This is a genomic window from Prodigiosinella confusarubida (assembly GCF_002847015.1).
In the GTDB taxonomy this organism is placed as follows: Bacteria; Pseudomonadota; Gammaproteobacteria; order Enterobacterales; family Enterobacteriaceae; genus Prodigiosinella; species Prodigiosinella aquatilis.
Genome location: NZ_CP025085.1, coordinates 3,071,927 through 3,091,844 on the forward strand (window position 1 = coordinate 3,071,927; position 19,918 = coordinate 3,091,844).

19 protein-coding genes, 1 pseudogene and 1 other annotated feature are annotated in these 19,918 nt (G+C 48.7%); of the genes and pseudogenes, 14 read left to right on the forward strand and 6 right to left on the reverse strand.

The window, feature by feature from the left end; translation table 11 throughout:
• Nucleotides 1-108 precede the first annotated feature (108 nt).
• Complete coding sequence (locus tag CWC46_RS13815; RefSeq protein ID WP_021015975.1) at nt 109-870, forward strand: YciK family oxidoreductase; 762 nt, start codon at nt 109-111, stop codon at nt 868-870.
• 44 nt (nt 871-914) lie between these two features.
• The gene (gene cobO, locus CWC46_RS13820) at nt 915-1,505 is read left to right on the forward strand and encodes a cob(I)yrinic acid a,c-diamide adenosyltransferase (RefSeq protein ID WP_021015974.1); all 591 of its coding nucleotides are present in this window, start codon (nt 915-917) and stop codon (nt 1,503-1,505) included.
• A 68-nt stretch (nt 1,506-1,573) separates the two neighbouring features.
• Here the strand turns inward: cobO and rluB are convergent, their stop codons facing one another.
• The 3 genes from rluB to rnm form a co-directional block, all read right to left on the reverse strand.
• The gene (gene rluB / locus CWC46_RS13825; protein WP_021015973.1) at nt 1,574-2,446 is read right to left on the reverse strand and encodes a 23S rRNA pseudouridine(2605) synthase RluB; all 873 of its coding nucleotides are present in this window, start codon (nt 2,444-2,446) and stop codon (nt 1,574-1,576) included.
• Between the two features lie 174 nt (nt 2,447-2,620).
• Nucleotides 2,621-3,241, reverse strand: coding sequence for an L-threonylcarbamoyladenylate synthase (locus CWC46_RS13830; RefSeq protein ID WP_021015972.1), 621 nt, complete (start codon nt 3,239-3,241; stop codon nt 2,621-2,623).
• 81 nt (nt 3,242-3,322) lie between these two features.
• Nucleotides 3,323-4,198 carry an RNase RNM gene (rnm, locus tag CWC46_RS13835; protein ID WP_021015971.1) on the reverse strand — a complete coding sequence of 292 codons (876 nt, stop codon included), beginning with the start codon at nt 4,196-4,198 and terminating at the stop codon, nt 3,323-3,325.
• A gap of 229 nt (nt 4,199-4,427) precedes the next feature.
• Nucleotides 4,428-4,531, forward strand: a sequence feature (Trp leader region).
• A gap of 22 nt (nt 4,532-4,553) precedes the next feature.
• Between rnm and CWC46_RS13840 the strand changes: the two genes are divergently transcribed.
• The 5 genes and pseudogenes from CWC46_RS13840 to trpA all read left to right on the forward strand — a co-directional run bounded on the left by CWC46_RS13840 (nt 4,554) and on the right by trpA (nt 11,120).
• Nucleotides 4,554-6,116 carry an anthranilate synthase component 1 gene (locus CWC46_RS13840; protein WP_021015970.1) on the forward strand — a complete coding sequence of 521 codons (1,563 nt, stop codon included), beginning with the start codon at nt 4,554-4,556 and terminating at the stop codon, nt 6,114-6,116.
• A pseudogene (gene trpD, locus CWC46_RS23765) lies at nt 6,116-7,707 on the forward strand (bifunctional anthranilate synthase glutamate amidotransferase component TrpG/anthranilate phosphoribosyltransferase TrpD). The gene CWC46_RS13840 and the pseudogene trpD overlap by 1 nt, the downstream one beginning before the upstream one ends.
• 7 nt (nt 7,708-7,714) lie before the next feature.
• On the forward strand, nt 7,715-9,121 hold the full coding sequence (gene trpCF, locus CWC46_RS13855; RefSeq protein WP_021015967.1) for a bifunctional indole-3-glycerol-phosphate synthase TrpC/phosphoribosylanthranilate isomerase TrpF: 1,407 nt from the start codon (nt 7,715-7,717) through the stop codon (nt 9,119-9,121).
• Nucleotides 9,118-10,308 (forward strand): tryptophan synthase subunit beta, encoded by a 1,191-nt coding sequence (gene trpB / locus CWC46_RS13860; RefSeq protein WP_021015966.1) that lies wholly within the window; start codon nt 9,118-9,120, stop codon nt 10,306-10,308. The genes trpCF and trpB overlap by 4 nt, the downstream gene beginning before the upstream one ends.
• Nucleotides 10,308-11,120, forward strand: coding sequence for a tryptophan synthase subunit alpha (gene trpA / locus CWC46_RS13865; RefSeq protein WP_021015965.1), 813 nt, complete (start codon nt 10,308-10,310; stop codon nt 11,118-11,120). The genes trpB and trpA overlap by 1 nt, the downstream gene beginning before the upstream one ends.
• 228 nt (nt 11,121-11,348) lie before the next feature.
• Here trpA and ompW read toward each other — a convergent pair whose 3' ends face one another.
• Nucleotides 11,349-11,984, reverse strand: a complete 636-nt coding sequence (ompW, locus tag CWC46_RS13870; protein WP_021015964.1) for an outer membrane protein OmpW — start codon at nt 11,982-11,984, stop codon at nt 11,349-11,351.
• 282 nt (nt 11,985-12,266) lie between these two features.
• On the opposite strand from ompW, the gene CWC46_RS13875 reads away from it, so the two are divergent.
• The 4 genes from CWC46_RS13875 to yciA all read left to right on the forward strand — a co-directional run bounded on the left by CWC46_RS13875 (nt 12,267) and on the right by yciA (nt 14,672).
• On the forward strand, nt 12,267-12,629 hold the full coding sequence (locus CWC46_RS13875) for a YkgJ family cysteine cluster protein (RefSeq protein WP_021015963.1): 363 nt from the start codon (nt 12,267-12,269) through the stop codon (nt 12,627-12,629).
• 116 nt (nt 12,630-12,745) lie between these two features.
• Nucleotides 12,746-13,498 (forward strand): YciC family protein, encoded by a 753-nt coding sequence (locus CWC46_RS13880; protein ID WP_021015962.1) that lies wholly within the window; start codon nt 12,746-12,748, stop codon nt 13,496-13,498.
• 128 nt (nt 13,499-13,626) lie between these two features.
• Nucleotides 13,627-14,190, forward strand: coding sequence for a septation protein A (locus CWC46_RS13885; protein WP_021015961.1), 564 nt, complete (start codon nt 13,627-13,629; stop codon nt 14,188-14,190).
• Nucleotides 14,191-14,243: 53 nt separating this feature from the next.
• Entirely contained in the window at nt 14,244-14,672 is a 429-nt protein-coding gene (gene yciA / locus CWC46_RS13890) for an acyl-CoA thioester hydrolase YciA (RefSeq protein WP_021015960.1), read from the forward strand.
• Between the two features lie 213 nt (nt 14,673-14,885).
• Here yciA and tonB read toward each other — a convergent pair whose 3' ends face one another.
• A complete protein-coding gene (gene tonB, locus CWC46_RS13895; protein WP_021015959.1) occupies nt 14,886-15,614 on the reverse strand; it encodes a TonB system transport protein TonB in 729 nt (242 codons plus the stop codon).
• A 231-nt stretch (nt 15,615-15,845) separates the two neighbouring features.
• Here tonB and CWC46_RS13900 point away from each other — a divergent pair, with 231 nt between their 5' ends.
• Both CWC46_RS13900 and CWC46_RS13905 read left to right on the forward strand, forming a co-directional pair.
• Nucleotides 15,846-16,142, forward strand: a complete 297-nt coding sequence (locus CWC46_RS13900; protein WP_021015958.1) for a YciI family protein — start codon at nt 15,846-15,848, stop codon at nt 16,140-16,142.
• A gap of 130 nt (nt 16,143-16,272) precedes the next feature.
• Nucleotides 16,273-17,940: a methyl-accepting chemotaxis protein gene (locus CWC46_RS13905; RefSeq protein ID WP_021015957.1), complete on the forward strand. Its 1,668-nt coding sequence runs from the start codon at nt 16,273-16,275 to the stop codon at nt 17,938-17,940.
• Nucleotides 17,941-18,032: 92 nt separating this feature from the next.
• Here CWC46_RS13905 and CWC46_RS22880 read toward each other — a convergent pair whose 3' ends face one another.
• Nucleotides 18,033-18,209 (reverse strand): YciY family protein, encoded by a 177-nt coding sequence (locus tag CWC46_RS22880; RefSeq protein WP_021015956.1) that lies wholly within the window; start codon nt 18,207-18,209, stop codon nt 18,033-18,035.
• 208 nt (nt 18,210-18,417) lie between these two features.
• On the opposite strand from CWC46_RS22880, the gene cls reads away from it, so the two are divergent.
• Nucleotides 18,418-19,878: a cardiolipin synthase gene (gene cls, locus CWC46_RS13910; protein WP_021015955.1), complete on the forward strand. Its 1,461-nt coding sequence runs from the start codon at nt 18,418-18,420 to the stop codon at nt 19,876-19,878.
• The last annotated feature ends 40 nt before the right edge of the window (nt 19,879-19,918 follow it).

The window sequence follows — 19,918 nt, forward strand, 5'->3', positions numbered from 1 at the left end:
GCATAAAAAACCATTATTGCCTTTTCTATTATCAGGTTGTTCACCTGAGTAAAGACAATAGACAACCTGAAAATCGGCATGCCACAGCCAAGGCAAGAGGATATTGCTGTGTATTACACACCTAAAAAAGACCTTTTAAAACGAAGAATTATATTAGTTACCGGTGCTGGAGACGGTATTGGACGAGAGGCTGCACTCACCTATGCTCGTTTTGGTGCCCACATGGTTTTGTTGGGCAGGACAGAAAGTAAGCTACATGATGTAAAACGACAGATTGAGCAAGAGTGTGGTACGTCGTCGTTGGTAATCCCCTGCGATATGCTGACAACCACTTCAGAGCAATTTTTCTTGATAGCAGAACAGATGTCTCAGTCCATTCCTCAACTTGATGGTGTGCTGCATAATGCTGGTCTGCTAGGTGATATTGCTTTAATGGCGGATCAATCAGTGGAGCATTGGCATCAGGTAATGCACGTCAACGTCAACGCAACATTCATGCTTACCCAGGCATTGTTGCCGTTATTACTAAAGTCCCCGAGCGCCTCATTGGTATTCACCAGTTCAAGCGTAGGCCGTCAGGGACGTTCCGGCTGGGGAGCCTATGCAGTTTCGAAATTCGCTACTGAGGGAATGATGCAGGTACTGGCAGAAGAGTATCGCCACAAAAATCTGCGAGTGAACTGTATTAATCCCGGCGGCACTCGTACCGCTATGCGCGCAGCTGCTTTTCCGAATGAAGACCCGGACAAGCTCAAAACACCAGCGGATATTATGCCGCTTTATCTTTATTTGATGGGTGATGACAGCCGACGTAAAACAGGAATCAGTTTTGACGCCCAACCCGGTAAAAAACCGGGGACCGTCGACTAATTGCGACATCCCACACCATAAATAAGCACTGGGGAAACCCCGACATGAATGATGAACGACATCAGCAGCGTCAGCAACGTTTGAAAGAAAAAGTCGATGCCCGCATTGCCACCGCAACCCAGCTACGCGGCATTATCATGATATTTACTGGCAATGGAAAAGGAAAAACCACCGCAGCCTTCGGCACGGTAACTCGAGCTGTCGGACATGGACTGCAAGCAGGCGTGATTCAGTTTATCAAAGGAGAATGGCCCAATGGTGAAAAAAACCTGCTGCAACAGCATGGTGTTGAATTTCAGGTCATGTCTACTGGCTTTACCTGGGACACCCAGAACCGGCAAACCGACACCGAGGCGGCACATCTCGTGTGGCAACACGGAAAACGCATGCTGGCTGACCCGCAATTGGATTTAGTGGTGCTGGATGAGCTGACATACATGATCAGCTACGATTATTTACCGCTGGATGAGGTGATTGAAGTATTGAATGCGCGACCTTCGCACCAGAGTGTGATTATCACCGGACGAGGCTGCCATCGTGATTTACTGAACCAGGCCGATACTGTGACCGAAATGCGCCCGGTGAAACATGCTTTTGATTCAGGGATCCAAGCTCAGCAAGGCATTGACTGGTAATCACACAAATAACATCAGGATCAAATAACATCAGGATACTGTGCATTGTGCAAGTATCCTGACGCATGCTAACCGTTACGTTTAGGCGCGTTACGGCGCGTGGTACTCACTTGGCTATGTCGTTTCACGGCACGACGGATTTGATTGGCTTTGACACGCCGACGTTCGCGTTCCACGGGTAGTTTGCTAACGGTTTCTGGTATAAGTTTAACCAATTCACGCAGATAATTGACATCCGTGAGGTTCATTTCTGCCCAGCCACCACGGGGCAACCCTTTGGGTAGTTGGATATCACCGTAACGAACACGGATCAACCGACTGACCTGTACGCCAACGGCTTCCCACAAACGACGCACTTCACGGTTACGTCCTTCGGTCAATGTCACGTTATACCATTGGTTTAATCCTTCACCCCCCTGGTAGCGAATCTTGCGGAATGATGCCGGACCATCATCCAACTGTACGCCCTTGCTGAGTTGTTTGATTTTTTCATCATTTACCTCACCAAACACACGTACAGCGTACTCCCTTTCTACTTCCTGGCTGGGATGCATTAATCGGTTTGCCAGTTCACCATCCGTAGTAAACAACAGTAATCCAGACGTATTAACATCAAGACGACCTACTGCTACCCAACGAGACCCTTGAATTTTTGGTAAACGGTCAAACACGGTAGGACGACCATCTGGATCGCTGCGGGTGCAAAGTTCGCCTTCCGGTTTGTAATACATCAGCACGCGGCATACTGTTTGCTCGGTATCCCGAACAACAACCACATGACCATCAATGCGGATTTTTGTCGCGTTGGTGACCTCAACACGATCGCCCAGCGTGGCAATTTTACCATCAACGCTAATTCGTCCCTGCTGGATCATACTTTCAATTTCACGGCGCGAACCATGACCTGCGCGCGCCATCACTTTCTGTAGCTTTTCGCTCATCGAGCAACCTCTAAGTGTCGCCTTCCCAGGCGTCGGGGGGATGGATCTGTTACCAGCTGTAGCGGTAACTCATGGAAAAATAATGAGTTATAAAAAATAATGGCGCGATTATACAGAGATTCGCGCCATTTGTATGCCAAATGTTAGACCCAATGAAGGGAAATCCACCACCCTCTATAGAAAAGGGGTGACATCTCCGGTACCTTCCCGAACGATCTGCGGCGACGTGTCGGTCAAATCAATCACGGTGGTCGGTTGTTGCCCCAAAGAACCACCATGAATAACCAGATTCACTCGTTTTCCCAAACGTTCCTGTATCTCCTCCGGATCTGACTCCGCAAAATCATTGCCCGGCAAGATTAATGTCGTGGACATCAGCGGTTCGTTCAACGCTTCCAACAGTGCCAATGCTATTGGGTTAGAAGGAACACGCAGACCGATGGTTTTACGTTTTTCATTCATCAGGCGGCGCGGAACTTCTTTTGTTGCTTTCAGGATAAAGGTGTAATTCCCAGGGGTATTGTTTTTAATCAGACGAAATGCCGTATTATCCACATAAGCATAGGTGGATAATTCGGACAGATCGCGACACACCAGTGTGAAATTATGATTATTGTCCACGTTGCGTATACGGCAAATCTGTTCCATCGCGGATTTATCTTCCAACATACATCCCAGTGCATAGCCAGAATCCGTAGGGTAGACAATAACCCCCCCCTTATGCAGCACTTCCACCGTCTGATTAATTAGTCGTAATTGAGGGTTCTGTGGGTGAATATAGAAAAACTGACTCATACTACCTTATGCCTCCCAAAACACAGCGCACCAGTCTTTTGCTCATCAGCAGTCCGCTGATCTGATCGCGCCAGCAGATACTCACCGTTGCGTCAGCGCCGCATGCTGCCACACTGGCTCAACATCGCCAGGTAACCACAACTTACGACCTAACTCAATCCAGGCACAGGGTTGATGAAAATCTGAACCCTGAGATCCCAGCAAACGATATTCCCGCGCATAACGCGCCAATTGCAAACGCTCATCAGGTGCCTGCTGGCACTGCGCCACTTCCATTGCATCACCACCACAATCGGTGAAATGACGCAGTAGCCGTTTCAACCACTTAGCCGTTAAATCATAGCGTCCAGGGTGAGCCAGCACTGCAACACCTCCTGATTGGTGTATTGCGTCTATAGCCTGTTGTATTGTACACCACTGTGATGGAACATAACCGGTTTTCCCTTTTGCCAGGTACTTCTTAAAGACCTGACTGATATTCTCCGCACGCCCTTGTTCTACCAGATAGCGGGCAAAGTGCCCACGAGTTATCGTGCCGCCAGCGGCCAGTCGGGCGGCACCGGCGAACGCGTCAGGAATTTGTGCCTTTTCCAGCCGCAAGCCGATATGCTCCGCCCGTTGCAAGCGATAGTCGGACTGTTGCTGCAACAGGTTTACCAGTGCCGGATGACTGCAATCCTGCCCCAGCCCAACAATATGAATTTCATGGTTTTCCCACAATGTTGAGATTTCAACACCGGTAATCAATCGCAACGGCAAAGAACACTGGCGAATCGCGGTCTGCGCCTCATCCAGTGCAGCCGTCGTGTCATGGTCGGTAATAGCCAGCACACCGACCCGCATCTCAACGGCACGCTGAACTAGTTCTGTTGGCGTCAGTAGTCCGTCGGATGCTGTCGTATGGCTATGCAAATCATAAAGCGGAAAAGAAGAAAGTATCGAAGACGCTTCTGGCACAGTGGTTATTTATCCAGTCAGGAGTGAAGACTTGACGGCATCATGCCATTAACAAGGGGAAAAGGATAAGAAAGAATCGGATTTTCTGACTATAGGTACTCTGTGTGAAACACCTTAAAAATAACCTGAATTTTTTATTGACTTATTTACTTCGTTCCAGTTAACTAGTACACAAGTTCAGCAAAACGCAAGGGATACGATAATGGCAATGCTGTTTAAAAAGAAAAATGCAGGTTGGTGGCGCTCTTCCCTTTCGCGGGCGGAGTAATCACGCATAGCTGTTATCAGAACATGCAGATATCCCAAAGCCCGCTCATCAGCGGGTTTTTTTATGGGCAAAACAAGAGTAAAGATAATGCAGACAACACAATCCGAACTTGAACTCCTGAGTACTGAGGCAACTTACCACAACAATCCCAGTGCGATGTTTCATCAGCTCTGTGGTGCCAGACCTGCCACACTGTTGCTGGAATCGGCTGAAATTGATAGTAAGCAAAACCTGAAGAGTCTGTTGATCGTTGACAGTGCATTGCGCATTACCGCACTGGGTCCCCAGGTTTTCATACAGGCGCTAACCGCTAACGGCGCGTCATTGCTACCATTACTGGATGATGCCTTTCCGCCCAGTGTGATTATTGAAGCGCGCCCCAATTGTCGCGAACTGACTTTTCCTGCTACAGACATGATACAGGATGAGGATGCACGTCTGTGTTCCCTTTCCGTATTTGATGCCCTTCGTCAGTTACTGACTCTAGTAAAGTGTCCCCCCAACGAACGTGAAGCCATGTTTCTAGGTGGACTGTTTGCCTACGATCTGGTCGCCGGATTTGAGGCATTACCACCGCTGGGACAACAACAGCGTTGCCCGGACTACTGTTTTTATCTGGCTGAAACCTTGGTGATTGTTGATCACCAACAACAAGTCACTCACATTCAGGCCAGCCTGTTTACGTCAGACAGTGCCGAACGTCAGCGTTTGCAGCAACGACTGAAACAGTTACAGCATCAGTTGCTTCAACCCGCCCCGCCTCTGCCTTGTCAGTTCGTTGAGAGTATGACTCTGAGCTGTAATCAAAGTGATGAAGACTATGGTGAAGTAGTCAGTCAGATGCAACAGGCTATCCGCATCGGGGAAATTTTTCAGGTCGTTCCCTCCCGACGTTTCTCTCTGCCCTGTCCTTCCCCGCTGTCTGCTTATCAAACGCTGAAGGATAACAATCCCAGTCCGTATATGTTCTACATGCAGGACCAGGATTTCACCCTGTTTGGCGCTTCACCGGAAAGCTCCCTGAAATACTCAGCTGATAGTCGTCAGATTGAAATTTATCCAATTGCCGGCACCCGCCCCCGAGGACGCCATGCGGATGGTTCCCTGGATCGCGATCTGGACAGCCGTATCGAGCTGGAAATGCGTACCGATCATAAAGAGCTGGCAGAGCATTTGATGCTAGTGGATCTGGCACGCAACGATCTGGCGCGTATCTGCGAGCCGGGTAGCCGTTACGTGGCCGATTTGACCAAAGTTGACCGGTATTCATTCGTGATGCATCTGGTTTCCCGCGTAGTCGGCACGTTACGAGCCGATCTGGATGTACTACATGCCTATCGCGCCTGCATGAATATGGGTACGTTGAGCGGGGCCCCCAAAGTACGCGCCATGCAGCTGATTGCCAATAGCGAAAAGAACCGGCGAGGCAGCTATGGCGGCGCCGTCGGGTATTTTACCGCACACGGTGATCTGGATACTTGCATCGTCATTCGTTCCGCCTATGTGGAAGATGGCATAGCCACGGTTCAGGCTGGCGCCGGTATCGTGCTGGATTCCGATCCCCAGTCTGAAGCCGATGAAACCCGTAACAAGGCCCGTGCTGTTTTACGCGCCATTGCCAGCGCCCACCACGCCAAGGAGGTGTTCTAATGGCGGATATCCTATTGCTCGATAACATCGACTCGTTCACGTACAACCTGGTCGATCAACTGCGGGCCAGCAAACATCATGTTGTGGTTTATCGTAATCAACTCCCCACCAGCGTGATAATCGAGCGTCTACAACAAATGGAAAACGCGATTCTGATGCTGTCTCCCGGTCCCGGCACGCCCGCTCAGGCCGGTTGTATGCCCGAGCTGTTGCAGCAATTACGTGGACGATTGCCAATCGTCGGTATTTGTCTTGGGCATCAGGCCATTGTCGAAGCCTACGGCGGTCATGTTGGTCAGGCCGGGGAAATCCTGCATGGCAAAGCCTCTTCTATCGAACATGACGGACAGGAAATGTTTAACGGCCTGCCAAACCCCTTACCGGTAGCGCGTTATCACTCGCTGGTAGGCAGTAACATTCCCGACGAACTTACTGTCAATGCCCGCTTTAACGATATGGTGATGGCGGTTCGTCACAATGAACATAGGGTCTGTGGTTTTCAATTCCATCCTGAATCCATACTGACCACCCACGGTGCACGGTTGTTGAATCAAACCCTGGAATGGGCACTGGCATAGCCAAGGAAAAAATCATGAAAAGTATTCTCGAAAAACTCTATTGTGCAGAAACGCTCAGCCGCCAGGAAAGTCACCAGTTATTCCGTGCCATTGTCCGGGGTGAACTGGAGCCGACCCAATTGGCCGCCGCGCTGATTAGCATGAAAGTCCGTGGTGAACATCCAGACGAAATCGCCGGGGCTGCCGCCGCACTACTGGAAGATGCTCAACCGTTTCCACGCCCCGACTATCTGTTTGCCGATATCGTTGGTACCGGTGGCGACGGCACCAGCAGCATTAATATTTCCACAGCCAGCGCATTTGTCGCGGCCAGTTGCGGAGTGAAAGTGGCTAAACATGGTAATCGCAGCGTATCCAGCCGCTCCGGCTCTTCCGACCTGCTGTCAGCATTTGGTATTCGTTTGGATATGTCGGCACAGACATCTCGTCAGGCACTAGACGAACTTGGGGTATGTTTCCTGTTTGCTCCGCAATATCACACCGGGTTTCGTCATGCAATGCCGGTTCGTCAGCAGTTGAAAACTCGCACGGTGTTCAACGTACTGGGTCCGTTAATCAACCCGGCACATCCACCACTGGCGTTGATCGGCGTTTACAGCCCGGAACTGGTTCGTCCTATTGCTGAAACACTGAAAGTATTGGGTTATCAGCGCGCCGCAGTAGTACATGGCGGTGGTATGGATGAAGTGGCCATTCATGCTCCGACTCAGGTAGCCGAGCTACGTGACGGTAATATAGACGTGTATGAATTGACTCACCGCGATTTTGGATTGGACAGCTTTCCACTGGCGGCATTGCAGGGCGGCACGCCCGAAGAAAACCGTGATATTCTGGCACAACTGCTACAAGGTCACGGTGAACGTGCCCATGAAGCTGCGGTCGCCGCCAACGTCGCGTTGCTGTTGAAACTGTTTGGACAGGAAGATCTGCGACAAAACGCGCAACAGGCACTGGAAGTGATACATAGCGGGCAGGCATATCAGCGCGTTGTTGCCTTGGCCGCCAGAGGATAATGATGTGATGCAAGACACCGTATTAACTAAAATTGTGCGCGACAAAGCGTTGTGGATCGAGGGACGTCGGCAACAGCAGCCACTGGCAGATTTTCAACATCTGGTGAAACCCAGCCAGCGCAGCTTTTATCAGTCACTAAAACGTGCTCACCCAGCGTTCATCCTTGAATGTAAAAAAGCGTCTCCCTCAAAAGGGTTGATTCGTACCGATTTTGATCCGGTGGCGATAGCCCGGGTTTATCAGGATTACGCGTCGGCAATTTCCGTATTAACAGATGAAAAATACTTTCAGGGCAATTTTGAATTTTTGGCTCAGGTCAGCGCAACAGTCCCACAACCGGTACTGTGCAAAGACTTTATTATTGACCCTTATCAAATCTATCTGGCCCGGCATTATCAGGCGGATGCCATTCTGCTAATGCTCTCTGTTCTGGATGATACGCAGTATCGGCAATTGGCCGCGGTGGCGCACAGCCTGAACATGGGCGTATTAACAGAAGCCAGTAATGAAAGCGAATTACAACGCGCTATTCATCTTGACGCGCAAGTTGTCGGGATTAATAACCGGGACTTACGTGATCTCTCCATCGATCTGAACCGAACCCGCACGCTGGCACCACGTTTACCCGCCAGTGTTACCGTGATTAGCGAATCAGGCATCAGCCGCTTTGCAGACATTCAGGCGCTCAGCCCGTTCGCTGACGGTTTTCTGATTGGCAGTTCCCTGATGTCTGAGCCGGATCTTGCCTTGGCCGTACGCCGGGTCATTCTGGGAGAAAATAAAGTCTGCGGGCTGACTCGACCCGAAGATGCTGCCGTCGCCTATCAGGCCGGTGCTGTTTATGGTGGGCTGATTTTTGTCGAGTCATCTCCCCGGTATATTTCCGTCGCACAGGCTGAAACCATCATCACGGGTGCGGCGCTGCGTTATGTCGGTGTATTTCGTGATGCAACAATTGCCGATATCGTCACAACAGCAGAGAAACTTAATCTGGCTGCGGTTCAATTGCATGGACATGAAGATCAACACACCATCAACGCATTACGCCAACAACTTCCAGCACAATGCAAAATCTGGAAGGCACTGGGTGTGAATACCACACTACCTGGGCTTGAACTGGAAAACGTCGATCGCATCGTGCTGGATAATACCCAAGGTGGCAGTGGTAAGACGTTCGACTGGTCCTTGCTGCACGGACACACACTAAATCATGTGTTACTGGCTGGCGGATTGAGCACAGAAAATACAGCCCAGGCCACTACGTTCGGTTGCGCCGGTCTGGATTTTAATTCCGGCGTGGAAAGCCAACCGGGTATCAAGGATCCACAGAAAATCGCGGCGGTGTTTAACATCCTGCGCACTGCGCAGCAACATCGCGCCCCATTGAATCAAATAAAGACAGGCTTATTATGACGTTACTTAATCCTTATTTTGGTGAGTTTGGTGGACAATACGTACCACAAATACTGATGCCAGCGTTGCGCCAGCTTGAAGATGCATTCGTCAATGCACAGCGTGATCCTGAATTTCAGGCCGAGTTTACTGATCTGTTGAAAAACTACGCCGGGCGCCCCACAGCGCTGACCTTATGTAAAAATCTGACGGCGGGAACCCGCACCAAACTTTACCTGAAACGGGAAGACCTCCTGCACGGTGGCGCGCACAAAACCAACCAGGTTCTGGGACAGGCATTGCTTGCCCTGCGTATGGGGAAAACAGAGATTATCGCTGAAACCGGTGCGGGTCAGCACGGAGTGGCAACGGCGTTGGCCTGTGCGCTTCTTGGGCTAAAATGCCGTATTTATATGGGAGCGAAAGATGTAGAGCGCCAGTCGCCGAACGTATTCCGTATGCGACTGATGGGAGCGGAAGTCATCCCGGTACACAGTGGTTCCGCTACACTGAAAGACGCCTGTAATGAGGCGCTGCGAGATTGGTCTGGCAGTTATGAACAAGCACATTATCTGTTGGGAACGGCCGCCGGCCCACATCCCTATCCCACGATTGTTCGGGAATTTCAGCGGATGATCGGCGAAGAAACCAAGGCGCAAATGCTCGAAAGAGAGGGCCGCCTGCCAGACGCCGTACTTGCGTGTGTTGGGGGGGGCTCCAACGCCATTGGTATGTTTGCCGACTTTATTGACGAGCCAACGGTTCGCCTGATTGGTGTTGAACCTGCAGGGTTAGGCATTGAAACCGGACAGCATGGCGCTCCGCTAAAACATGGCCGGGTCGGTATTTACTTTGGTATGAAATCGCCAATGATGCAGACGGCTGAAGGCCAGATTGAAGAGTCCTATTCACTTTCCGCCGGACTGGATTTCCCATCAGTCGGGCCACAGCATGCCTATCTCAATAGCATTGGTCGGGCGGATTACGTCTCAATAACCGATGATGAAGCATTGGATGCCTTTAAAGAATTGTCCCGCCATGAAGGGATAATTCCGGCGCTGGAGTCTTCTCACGCATTGGCTTACGCGATCAAAATGATTAAAGCAGAGCCGGAGAAAGAACAAATCCTGGTCGTTAACCTTTCCGGTCGTGGGGACAAAGACATTTTTACAGTTCACGATATTCTGAAAGCTCGGGGAGAAATATGATGGAACGTTACCATGCCTTGTTTAGTCGATTGGCAGAAAAGAAGGAAGGTGCTTTTGTACCTTTTGTGACACTCGGTGATCCCTCCCCTGAACTATCACTACAAATTATTGATACGCTGGTTGCTTCGGGGGCCGACGCGCTGGAATTAGGCATTCCGTTTTCCGATCCGCTGGCGGATGGCCCAACGATACAGAATGCGACCTTGCGAGCCTTCGCTGCCGGAGTGACGCCTGAACATTGTTTTGAAATGCTCACTGTTATCCGCCAGAAATACCCTGAATTGCCAATGGGATTACTGATGTATGCCAATCTGGTGTTCAGCAATGGTATCGACACATTTTACCAGCGCTGCGCCCAGGTTGGCGTCGATTCTGTACTGGTTGCGGATGTTCCTCTGGAAGAGTCAGTACCATTCCGTACTGCGGCGCAGCGTCACAACATTGCGCCTATCTTCATCTGCCCACCCAATGCAGATGATGAACTGCTACGCGAAATTGCATCTCACGGGCGTGGCTATACTTATTTGCTGTCCCGTGCCGGAGTTACTGGGGCGGAAACCCGGGCTCAGTTACCGCTGCACCATCTGTTGGCCAAGCTGCATGAATACCACGCCGCACCGCCGCTACAAGGGTTTGGCATTTCCGATCCCACCCAGGTCGAGCTGGTATTAAAAGCGGGTGCCGCCGGCGCCATTTCTGGTTCTGCCATTGTAAAAATTATTGAACAACACCAGAAGCGACCAAAAGAAATGTTGGAACAACTAAGTGAATTTGTCCGTAGCATGAAAGCGGCGACCCGCCCTTCACGCTAAAAGTGTCTCATTGTGTAATGAGTAATAATCAACTCATTCATCTGACATCATGCAGGAAATAAATACCCGACAGAATGAGATAAAAAAGCGGCGGGATAACTATTCCGCCGCTTTTATTTCACATAAAGTACCCTTTCGTCGTTAGTTTATTGTGAAATAAATTCAGTTAACAAGCCGTACAATAACTAAGCGAAGGCTACCGCTTTTCCATCATATATTGATATCAGCTCAGAACTTGTAACCTACGGCAAACATAAATAACCAGGGATCAAGACGAGTGCTGACAGTTTGATCTTGACCGCCTGACTTGAATTTCACATCAGTGCTGATATCCATCCACCAGAGAGACATATTCAGTAACCAGTTTTTATTCAGGTTATAATCCAACCCGGCCTGGGCGGCTATCCCCCAGGAGTCAGTGAAACTTAAATCACTTAAACCCGCGTTTGTACCCGTATCATTGAATTTTTCATCAAAGAAAGTCGTATAGTTCACACCAACCCCTAAATAAGGGCGCAACTTGTCTTCTTTTTGTCCAAAATAATACTGAGCCATTAATGTAGGGGGCAGATGTTTCACTTCCGCGATCGTGCCCATACCATTCAGTCCTACTTTATGCTGGAACGGCGTAGCTGCCAGTAACTCCACACCAATATTATCAGTTGCCATATAAGTGAACGTTAATCCCAATTGAGTATTGTTATCAACGTTAAAAGATCCTAATGACCCCAGCACATTATCTGAACCCTCATTAGGACGTAAAGTAGCCGTACCTGCACGAACAATGATATCACCCGCTTGATTAGCCTGCGCAAAAGCTGGCATTAACGCTGCTGCCATTAATAATAAAGACGCCTTTTTCATTACCCACCCCTTTTGTATGGTTTAAAGTCGAGCGCAATATACCCCCGGGTAAGTATTCTTGTTTTAATCCAGATCACATCCTGACATGTTTCTTGGTAAATTTTTACACACATCAATTTGCTCTAAGTCATTAAAAATACAAGACTTGATCTAAATCAAAAATCGACCTTAAGGCATAAAAACGGCATTGAAATAAAAACTGTCACAGGATTCATTTAGGCGTAAATTTCTTCTTCTACTGCGCATGATTCAATACTGACGAAAGTCGGCGGGATAATCAGAATGAGTGAATACATCAGCCCCTGTATGCAATGCGGTGCTTGCTGTAGTTATTTTCGCGTTTCTTTCTATTGGGCCGAAGCTGATGACGGTGTGGGCGCCGTTCCTGTCTCGCTAACGGTACCTATATCTCCTTTTCTGCGTTGCATGCAGGGAACAAACCGTAAATCGCCTCGTTGTTGTGCATTAGACGGTGAAATTGGTATTGCGGTCCGGTGCCGAATTTACGCCAATCGACCTTCCACCTGCCACGAATTTTCTCCGTCAGGAGAAAATAGCCAGATAAACGAAGCTTGCGATCGTGCCCGCGCCTATTACGGACTTCCTGCGCTTATAGCAACCAGAGTGATTAAACTTAAGGATTGAAGTTCGGAACAAAAAGAAACAGATAATCGTGATTACTGTCGGGGTGCCACTGTCTAGCGTAACGAGTTACAATCAGCCACCAAGTTAGATTGATAACCTTTTGCCAAGGAGTTTTCATGCCTATCACGGCCAGTACGTTGTACCGTGACACGATGTATTTTGCGCGTAACCAGTTTGCCAGCATTCTGATGTTGGCACTGTCGGCAGCGTTGATTACTGTCGTTATCAACCATGTTTTTACACCAGATAGCGACCAACTACAGCTACTGAACAGCGACAGCCTTAACCTCTCTTCTGTCAACCAGCCGGGATTGAGCGAGCTCATTCAGCAAATGACGCCAGAACAACAACTCGTCTTGTTAAAAGCGTCAGCGGCAGGGACATTTGCATCACTTGTCGGTAATGCATTGCTTACGGGTGGAGTGCTGATGTTGATCCAGATGGTATCCGCCGGTGCCCGCACCAGCGCCTTGCGAGCAATCGGCGCGGCGGCACCATTATTGCCAAAACTGTTACTACTGCTCCTGATATGCACCTTGCTTATCCAGGTCGGTGTATTGCTGGTAATCGTACCGGGCATATTATTGGCAATTGCATTGAGTTTATCGCCCATCATAGCCATTAGTGAAAAGCGCGGGATTCTCTTCTCCATGCGCGCCAGTAGCAAACTGGCCTTTGCCAATTTACGGATTACCGCACCGGCGGTTATGTTATGGCTTATCGTCAAAGTTATTCTTTTACTATTGGTTGCTAAAATGCCGATGGTTTCACCGACTGCATTGGCAGTGATAATAAATGGTGCCAGCAACTTTATTTCCGCGCTGTTACTGATTTATCTGTTCCGTCTGTATATGCTCTTACGCGCCTGACATCCAAGGTGCTACTATTCAAGTGGCACCAGCCTCTGGCTTTACCGGTGGTGATGTGACAGTATGACTTCCGATAGAGCCATAAGATGGTCTATCGCCAATACAAGGTTAAGCGACGGATTACCACAATGAAGCAACTTCTTGATTTTATCCCCCTTATTGTTTTTTTTACTTTTTATAAGCTTTACGACATCTATGTTGCCTCCGGCGCATTGATCGCCGCTACGGCCGCATCACTGCTCATCAGTTGGTTTATCTATCGCAAAATTGAAAAAATGATGCTGATTACCTTCGTTATGGTTGTCATATTTGGTTCCCTGACGCTGATATTTCATAACGACCAGTTCATAAAATGGAAAGTCACTTTTATTTATACCCTGTTTGCAGCTGTGTTATTAGTAAGTCAGTTTGTCATGAAGAGACCTATTATCCAGCAGATGCTAGGCAAGGACATCACTCTGCCACAGCAGATATGGGCAAAACTTAACGTCTCATGGGCGCTCTTTTTCATTATCTGTGGCCTGGCAAATATTTATATTGCCTTCTGGATGCCGCAAAGTGTTTGGGTTAATTTCAAGGTGTTTGGATTAACCGGTCTTACGCTGGTATTTACCTTACTGTGTGGGCTCTACATTTATCGCCATCTATCGATTGAACCGGGAAAGCCGGAACATGATGAACGCGATACCTAATTTGACGCTTAAACACGCATTCATATTACTCACACTTTTTAGTTGATACTACGATGAACAAACAAGACGTAATACTACCCCATGGTGAATTGGTACTCCGAACACTGGCGATGCCTGCGGATACCAATGCTAACGGTGATATTTTTGGTGGCTGGTTAATGTCCCAGATGGATATTGGCGGCGCGATTCTGGCTAAGGAAATCGCGGAAGGTCGAGTGGTTACCGTTCGTGTAGACGGTATGACCTTTCTCAAATCAGTGGCTGTCGGCGACGTAGTTTGCTGTTATGCCCTTTGTACCCGTACTGGTCGCAGTTCAATCACCATCAATGTTGAAGTGTGGGTGAAGAAAGTCTCTTCCGAACCCATTGGACAACGTTATCGAGCCACCGAGGCACTGTTTACCTATGTAGCGGTTGACGATGACGGAAGACCACGGGAATTACCCTCTGGAAAGAGCCATTTTACGCTAGATAAGGGATGATATCCCGGCTCAATGATAGCGCCTAAGTTTGATGACAACGTCTCTATAGCGGCGATAATGAGAAGATCGTAAAGACGCTGCAAGTATCTCCCTGTAAGCTCAAGCCGCGCCATCCCTGGCGCGGATGCTTTACTCTTCTTCCTCATTATCACCGTTCTGACGCTATACGTAGGTTTGTCAACGGTCTGGCCTAATATCCCGATATTGAGGCAATCACTCCATCGCCGCCCCACCATTAATTTTGAACATAATGGTCACCACCAAATCCTTGGCTGGCTTATTCTCTTCATAACGCCATTTACGCATCGCTTGTTTGATAGCACGCTCAAACATATTTTTAGGTTCAGCCGATAACACGCGCACATTATCCACTCTGCCGGATGCATTAACGTCAAATTGCAACTTAACTCGCCCTTCAATGCGCAAGGCAAAAGCACGCTCCGGATATTCCGGCTGCGTACGACTGAGCGGCCGAGGACCGGACGATGGCACGTTAACGGTTGGAGACTGCCTAACTGGCGCCGTGTTTACCGACAGTAACGGCTCATCACTGGTGAGATGTGACGGTGGCTGTTTCTCTACAGCGCGCTGGCGAATAGGCGGTTTGGATGGTTTGACTTTCTTCACCGGTCTTGGTTTTGGTTTTGGCTTGGGCTCAGGCAATGGAACCGGAACCGGCTCAGGTACGGGTTTTGGCTGTAGTTCAGGTTCATGCATTGGCTCCGAAGGTGACGTTTCTTTGGGCCGTGGCGCCGGGGCAGCCTCCAGTACAGCGGGATTAACCATCACCACACTGATGGGTTGCGATTCCGTTGGTAAGGTTGTTGTGGGATTATTCAGGGATGCGTACAGCAGTCCGGCAATCACTAGACAATGAAAGCCAACTGAAAGAATGAAAGGCCATGAGAATCGACGAGCAAGGAAAAACTTTTTTTGCGGCATAGTATTACATTGTCCTCTTAGGACTCCGATTTTAAATGCAAATAGCAATCATATTCAATACCGTTAGACTACATTGTTAAAAACCGGTGATTAAGATGGATATTCAGCTACAGCGTCAATCAGTTTCCCTTTTACAGACATTCCCTATGCTAGAATCTCCGTTCTGAAACGTTATCTCAAAACATCTCCCGCTATCACTCGGCATAGCGATGACTACTGAGGGCTACTTTAATGCTTTATCTTATTTACGCTACTGACACACCTGATGCCTTACCGCAACGTCTGGCTGCCCGACCAGATCATCTGGCCCGACTGCAAACACTGCGAGATCAGGGCCGTCTTTTAACCGCTGGGCCGCTCCCCGCCGTTGACAGTGAAGACCCCGGCACAGCCGGTTTTACCGGTTCGGTTATCATCGCTGAATTTGACTCCCTGCATGAGGCCGAACTCTGGGCAGAGGCCGACCCTTACACCGCAGCAGGCGTCTATAGCAGCGTCACGGTGAAACCGTTCAAGAAAGTCTTTTAATTCTAAAATGATGGAGATCAATAGCAGTATCAATAAGTCAGATCTCCATTCCTTCGACTATTATCTGAAATATTTTAGTCATTTAACGATGATATTTTGACGACTCTTAATCTGTAGAGAGTCAAAATATATGTTAATGTCCACAACATCACAAACCAGGAAATGGCGCAGACTCCATCAATATCGGCTGAGTTTCCTTTCCGGTTTGTTGTTGATTATCGGGTTATTCTCTTTACTGCAAATTTTTTCAGTCGGGATTATCTCAAAAACCATGACTCAGGTACGGCTAGATAGCGCCGCCAATGAAACATTACGACAGCAACAAGCATTAATGGATCAATCCCGCATGGAGATCATGAATGCCAGTGACAAACTGAATCGCGCAGGCATCTATTTGATGGTTGATAAAGAAACAGGCTCTGTCGGCAGCTGGCACAGCCTGATGAGTGAGGCAGAAACGTCTTTACAACAAGCCGAGAAACATTATCAACAACTCAATACCCGCACCGCAGCACAGAAAGATCCAGCCTTTGCCGCGTTGAAAGTCAGTTACCAACAACTCTATGCCGGTCTGCGAGAAGTGGCGGAAAGCATTAAAAAAAGCAATCAGATTGATATTTTCTTCTCCGTCCCTATTCAGGCTTACCAAAACGACTTCACCAAAAAGTACTCTCGTTATCTACAGGACAATGACACTCGACAAAAGCAACACAGTCAGAAATTACTTAACAATCTGGATGAAGCGCATACCATTTTCATCATCGTGCTGGGGTTATTAATGATGGTATCCGCCATGGTATGGGCAGGCGTTAGTAAAACCATTATTCGCCCCTTGAAGCGTATTACCGATCATTTGCAATTAATTGCCGCAGGTGATCTCTCTCATACGATAAAAACTGAAAAACGCGCCACCCGTGAAATATCCCAATTAAATGACAGTGTGATCCAAATGCAAAGCGGATTGGTTGACCTGGTAAATCAGGTTCGCCAAGGCATCGAAAATATGGTGGTACAGCTTGATCATGTCACCAATGATAACCAGACGCTATCGACTCAAGCTAACCGTCAGTCACTGGAGCTAAAAGCCACCACTGAGCATATTATCCAGCTCAGTCAGCATTTGGAGCAGAATTCACATCATACTCAGCAGGCCAGTCACCATGCAGAAGAAACCAGCCACATCGCTGAGCGTGGCGAAAACATGATGAATGATGTCAAAAGCGCCATGTTGAATATTTCCGGGCGCACCAAGGAGATGACGGAAGTTATCAGTATGATTGAAAATGTTGCGTTTCAGACGCACATTTTGTCGTTGAACGCCGCCATTGAAGCTGCCCGCGCCGGTGATATGGGGCGGGGATTTTCCGTTGTTGCGCGGGAAGTGGGAACACTAGCGGCACAGAGCAGCAACTCTGCACAAAACATTAATGTCCTGATTCGTGAATCCGATGACAGTGTAACCACCGGCGCACAATTGGTAACCCGTTTGAATGACAGTTTGCAGGAGATCATTCGGGCAGCTAAAGAGACATGCACATTCCTGAACGACATTGCCACTATTTCACTGCAACAAAACCAGAGTATCCACGAAGTCACCAACCGAATCAGTACGCTTAACGATACGGTCCGGCAAAATGCCGGGCAGGTAGCAGCATCGGCTCAAACTTGCACATCATTACTGGAACAAGCGGAACAACTAACCGCTTCGGTCTCTCTGTTTTCATTACCCCGACCGGCTGATCCCGCGCCACATGGTGCCGCAGCAGCAGCAGCATCAATGATACCGGTATTATCCTAGCGTCAGGACACCACTAACATTTCTATTCGGGACGATAGCTCTGCGCCAAGGATGGTGCAACATCAAACAGAGCGCATCAGACAGTATCGGTTTTACCATTCATACGCTACCGCATACAGTAAAGCTCGGCGCTGGTGTTTCTGCTGTAGGTAACGAGCATAGCGAATATGACAATAGCTGCGAGACTGGGCTTCAAGCCAACGGCTGCGGCGGCGTTGTATCTGACGCTGCATTCTCCAGCGACTGACTTCATTCCGACTGCGTTTCATAGCATGACTCTTTTTATCAAGTGATGATTTTTTTCGGGGAACGTGCGGCGCACATTATAGTCTCTTCAATTAATGCGCCAAGCCCTGTTTGAAATTTAGTGTGGTGTAATGCGCTATTTTATTCAGACTAAAGGAATTTCCCCTTTACGCAAACTATGCGTACACTCTGAAGACATACACTTGCCAAAAGGAATGATGTCTCTTAATCATGACAACATTTTATACCATGCTTAGTGGAGTAATTGTTTTCGGTTACTGGCTACTGATTGCAGGTGTCACGCTGCGGATTCTGATGAAACGGCGTGCAGTTCCCTCAGCCATGGCCTGGCTGCTGGTGATTTATATCCTTCCACTGGTAGGTATTGTGGCCTATCTATCTTTTGGTGAACTCCATTTAGGAAAGCGTCGGGCCGAACGAGCGAGCAAAATGTGGCCGTCAACCGCAAAATGGCTGCGTGAACTCAAAGAATATCACCATATATTTGCGACTGAAAACAGTGTGGTTGCCAGCGCACTATTTCAACTTTGCGAGCACCGTCAGGGTATCGGCAGCGTAAAAGGGAATCAACTTCAACTGCTAACCTCGTTCGACGACACAATCAAGTCACTGGTTCGCGATATTGAACTGGCTCGTAGCAATATTGAGATCGTATTTTACATCTGGCAACAGGGCGGATTGGTAGAACAAGTGACACAGTCACTTATAGCAGCGGCACAGCGTGGTGTTCACTGTCGAATTTTGTTGGATTCAGCAGGCAGTGTGCAGTTTTTTCACAGTACCAATCCTGATGAGATGCGAGCCGCCGGTATCGAGGTGGTACAGGCGCTAAAAGTCAACATTCTGCGTGCTTTCCTGCGCCGCATGGATTTACGTCAGCACCGCAAAGTCATTTTGATTGATAACCGCATTGCTTATACCGGTAGTATGAATATGGTCGATCCACGCTACTTCAAGCAAGATTCAGGGGTTGGGCAGTGGGTTGATTTAATGGCGCGCGCAGAAGGTCCGGTTACTACCACCATGGGGGTCATTTACAGTTGTGACTGGGAGATGGAAACCGGAAAACGCCTGCTGCCACCGCCACCGGACGCCAACATTATGCCGTTTGAACAAGAAAGTGGTCACACCACCCAGATTATTGCCTCTGGTCCTGGCTACCCGGAAGAGCTGATTCACCAGGCATTGCTGACATCGGTATACGCAGCCCGCAAACAGTTAATCATGACCACCCCCTACTTCGTGCCAAGCGACGATTTATTGCATGCCATCTGCACAGCAGCTCAGCGTGGTGTAGATGTCAACATCATTGTACCGGACAAAAATGACTCGGTGATGGTCGGTTGGGCCAGTAAAGCTTTCTTTAGCGAACTACTGGCCTCCGGAGTAAAAATCCATCAATTTAAAGGCGGTTTGTTACATACCAAGAGTGTGCTTGTCGATGGACAGCTAAGCCTGGTTGGTACTGCGAATCTGGATATGCGCAGTTTGTGGTTGAATTTTGAAATTACACTGGTCATTGATGATGAAGGGTTTGGGAGTGATCTTGCCTGTGTGCAGGAGGATTATATCGCCCGGTCTCAACGATTAAATATCGATGTGTGGCAAAAACGTCCTTATTGGCAGCGGATTGTTGAGCGTTTATTCTATTTTTTCAGTCCACTGCTATAACTGGGCTCTGCCCCCGTGTTCTAATAGTCTCATTATATTT

What these genes read in the sequence shown, in the direction of transcription:
- cobO (WP_021015974.1), top strand. Translation starts at nt 915, where the DNA reads ATGAATGATGAACGACATCAGCAGCGTCAGCAACGTTTGAAAGAAAAA.
- rluB (WP_021015973.1), bottom strand. Translation starts at nt 2,446, where the DNA reads ATGAGCGAAAAGCTACAGAAAGTGATGGCGCGCGCAGGTCATGGTTCG.
- CWC46_RS13830 (WP_021015972.1), bottom strand. Translation starts at nt 3,241, where the DNA reads ATGAGTCAGTTTTTCTATATTCACCCACAGAACCCTCAATTACGACTA.
- CWC46_RS13840 (WP_021015970.1), top strand. Translation starts at nt 4,554, where the DNA reads ATGCAGACAACACAATCCGAACTTGAACTCCTGAGTACTGAGGCAACT.
- trpCF (WP_021015967.1), top strand. Translation starts at nt 7,715, where the DNA reads ATGCAAGACACCGTATTAACTAAAATTGTGCGCGACAAAGCGTTGTGG.
- trpB (WP_021015966.1), top strand. Translation starts at nt 9,118, where the DNA reads ATGACGTTACTTAATCCTTATTTTGGTGAGTTTGGTGGACAATACGTA.
- trpA (WP_021015965.1), top strand. Translation starts at nt 10,308, where the DNA reads ATGGAACGTTACCATGCCTTGTTTAGTCGATTGGCAGAAAAGAAGGAA.
- ompW (WP_021015964.1), bottom strand. Translation starts at nt 11,984, where the DNA reads ATGAAAAAGGCGTCTTTATTATTAATGGCAGCAGCGTTAATGCCAGCT.
- CWC46_RS13875 (WP_021015963.1), top strand. Translation starts at nt 12,267, where the DNA reads ATGAGTGAATACATCAGCCCCTGTATGCAATGCGGTGCTTGCTGTAGT.
- CWC46_RS13880 (WP_021015962.1), top strand. Translation starts at nt 12,746, where the DNA reads ATGCCTATCACGGCCAGTACGTTGTACCGTGACACGATGTATTTTGCG.
- CWC46_RS13885 (WP_021015961.1), top strand. Translation starts at nt 13,627, where the DNA reads ATGAAGCAACTTCTTGATTTTATCCCCCTTATTGTTTTTTTTACTTTT.
- yciA (WP_021015960.1), top strand. Translation starts at nt 14,244, where the DNA reads ATGAACAAACAAGACGTAATACTACCCCATGGTGAATTGGTACTCCGA.
- tonB (WP_021015959.1), bottom strand. Translation starts at nt 15,614, where the DNA reads ATGCCGCAAAAAAAGTTTTTCCTTGCTCGTCGATTCTCATGGCCTTTC.
- CWC46_RS13900 (WP_021015958.1), top strand. Translation starts at nt 15,846, where the DNA reads ATGCTTTATCTTATTTACGCTACTGACACACCTGATGCCTTACCGCAA.
- CWC46_RS13905 (WP_021015957.1), top strand. Translation starts at nt 16,273, where the DNA reads ATGTTAATGTCCACAACATCACAAACCAGGAAATGGCGCAGACTCCAT.
- CWC46_RS22880 (WP_021015956.1), bottom strand. Translation starts at nt 18,209, where the DNA reads ATGAAACGCAGTCGGAATGAAGTCAGTCGCTGGAGAATGCAGCGTCAG.
- cls (WP_021015955.1), top strand. Translation starts at nt 18,418, where the DNA reads ATGACAACATTTTATACCATGCTTAGTGGAGTAATTGTTTTCGGTTAC.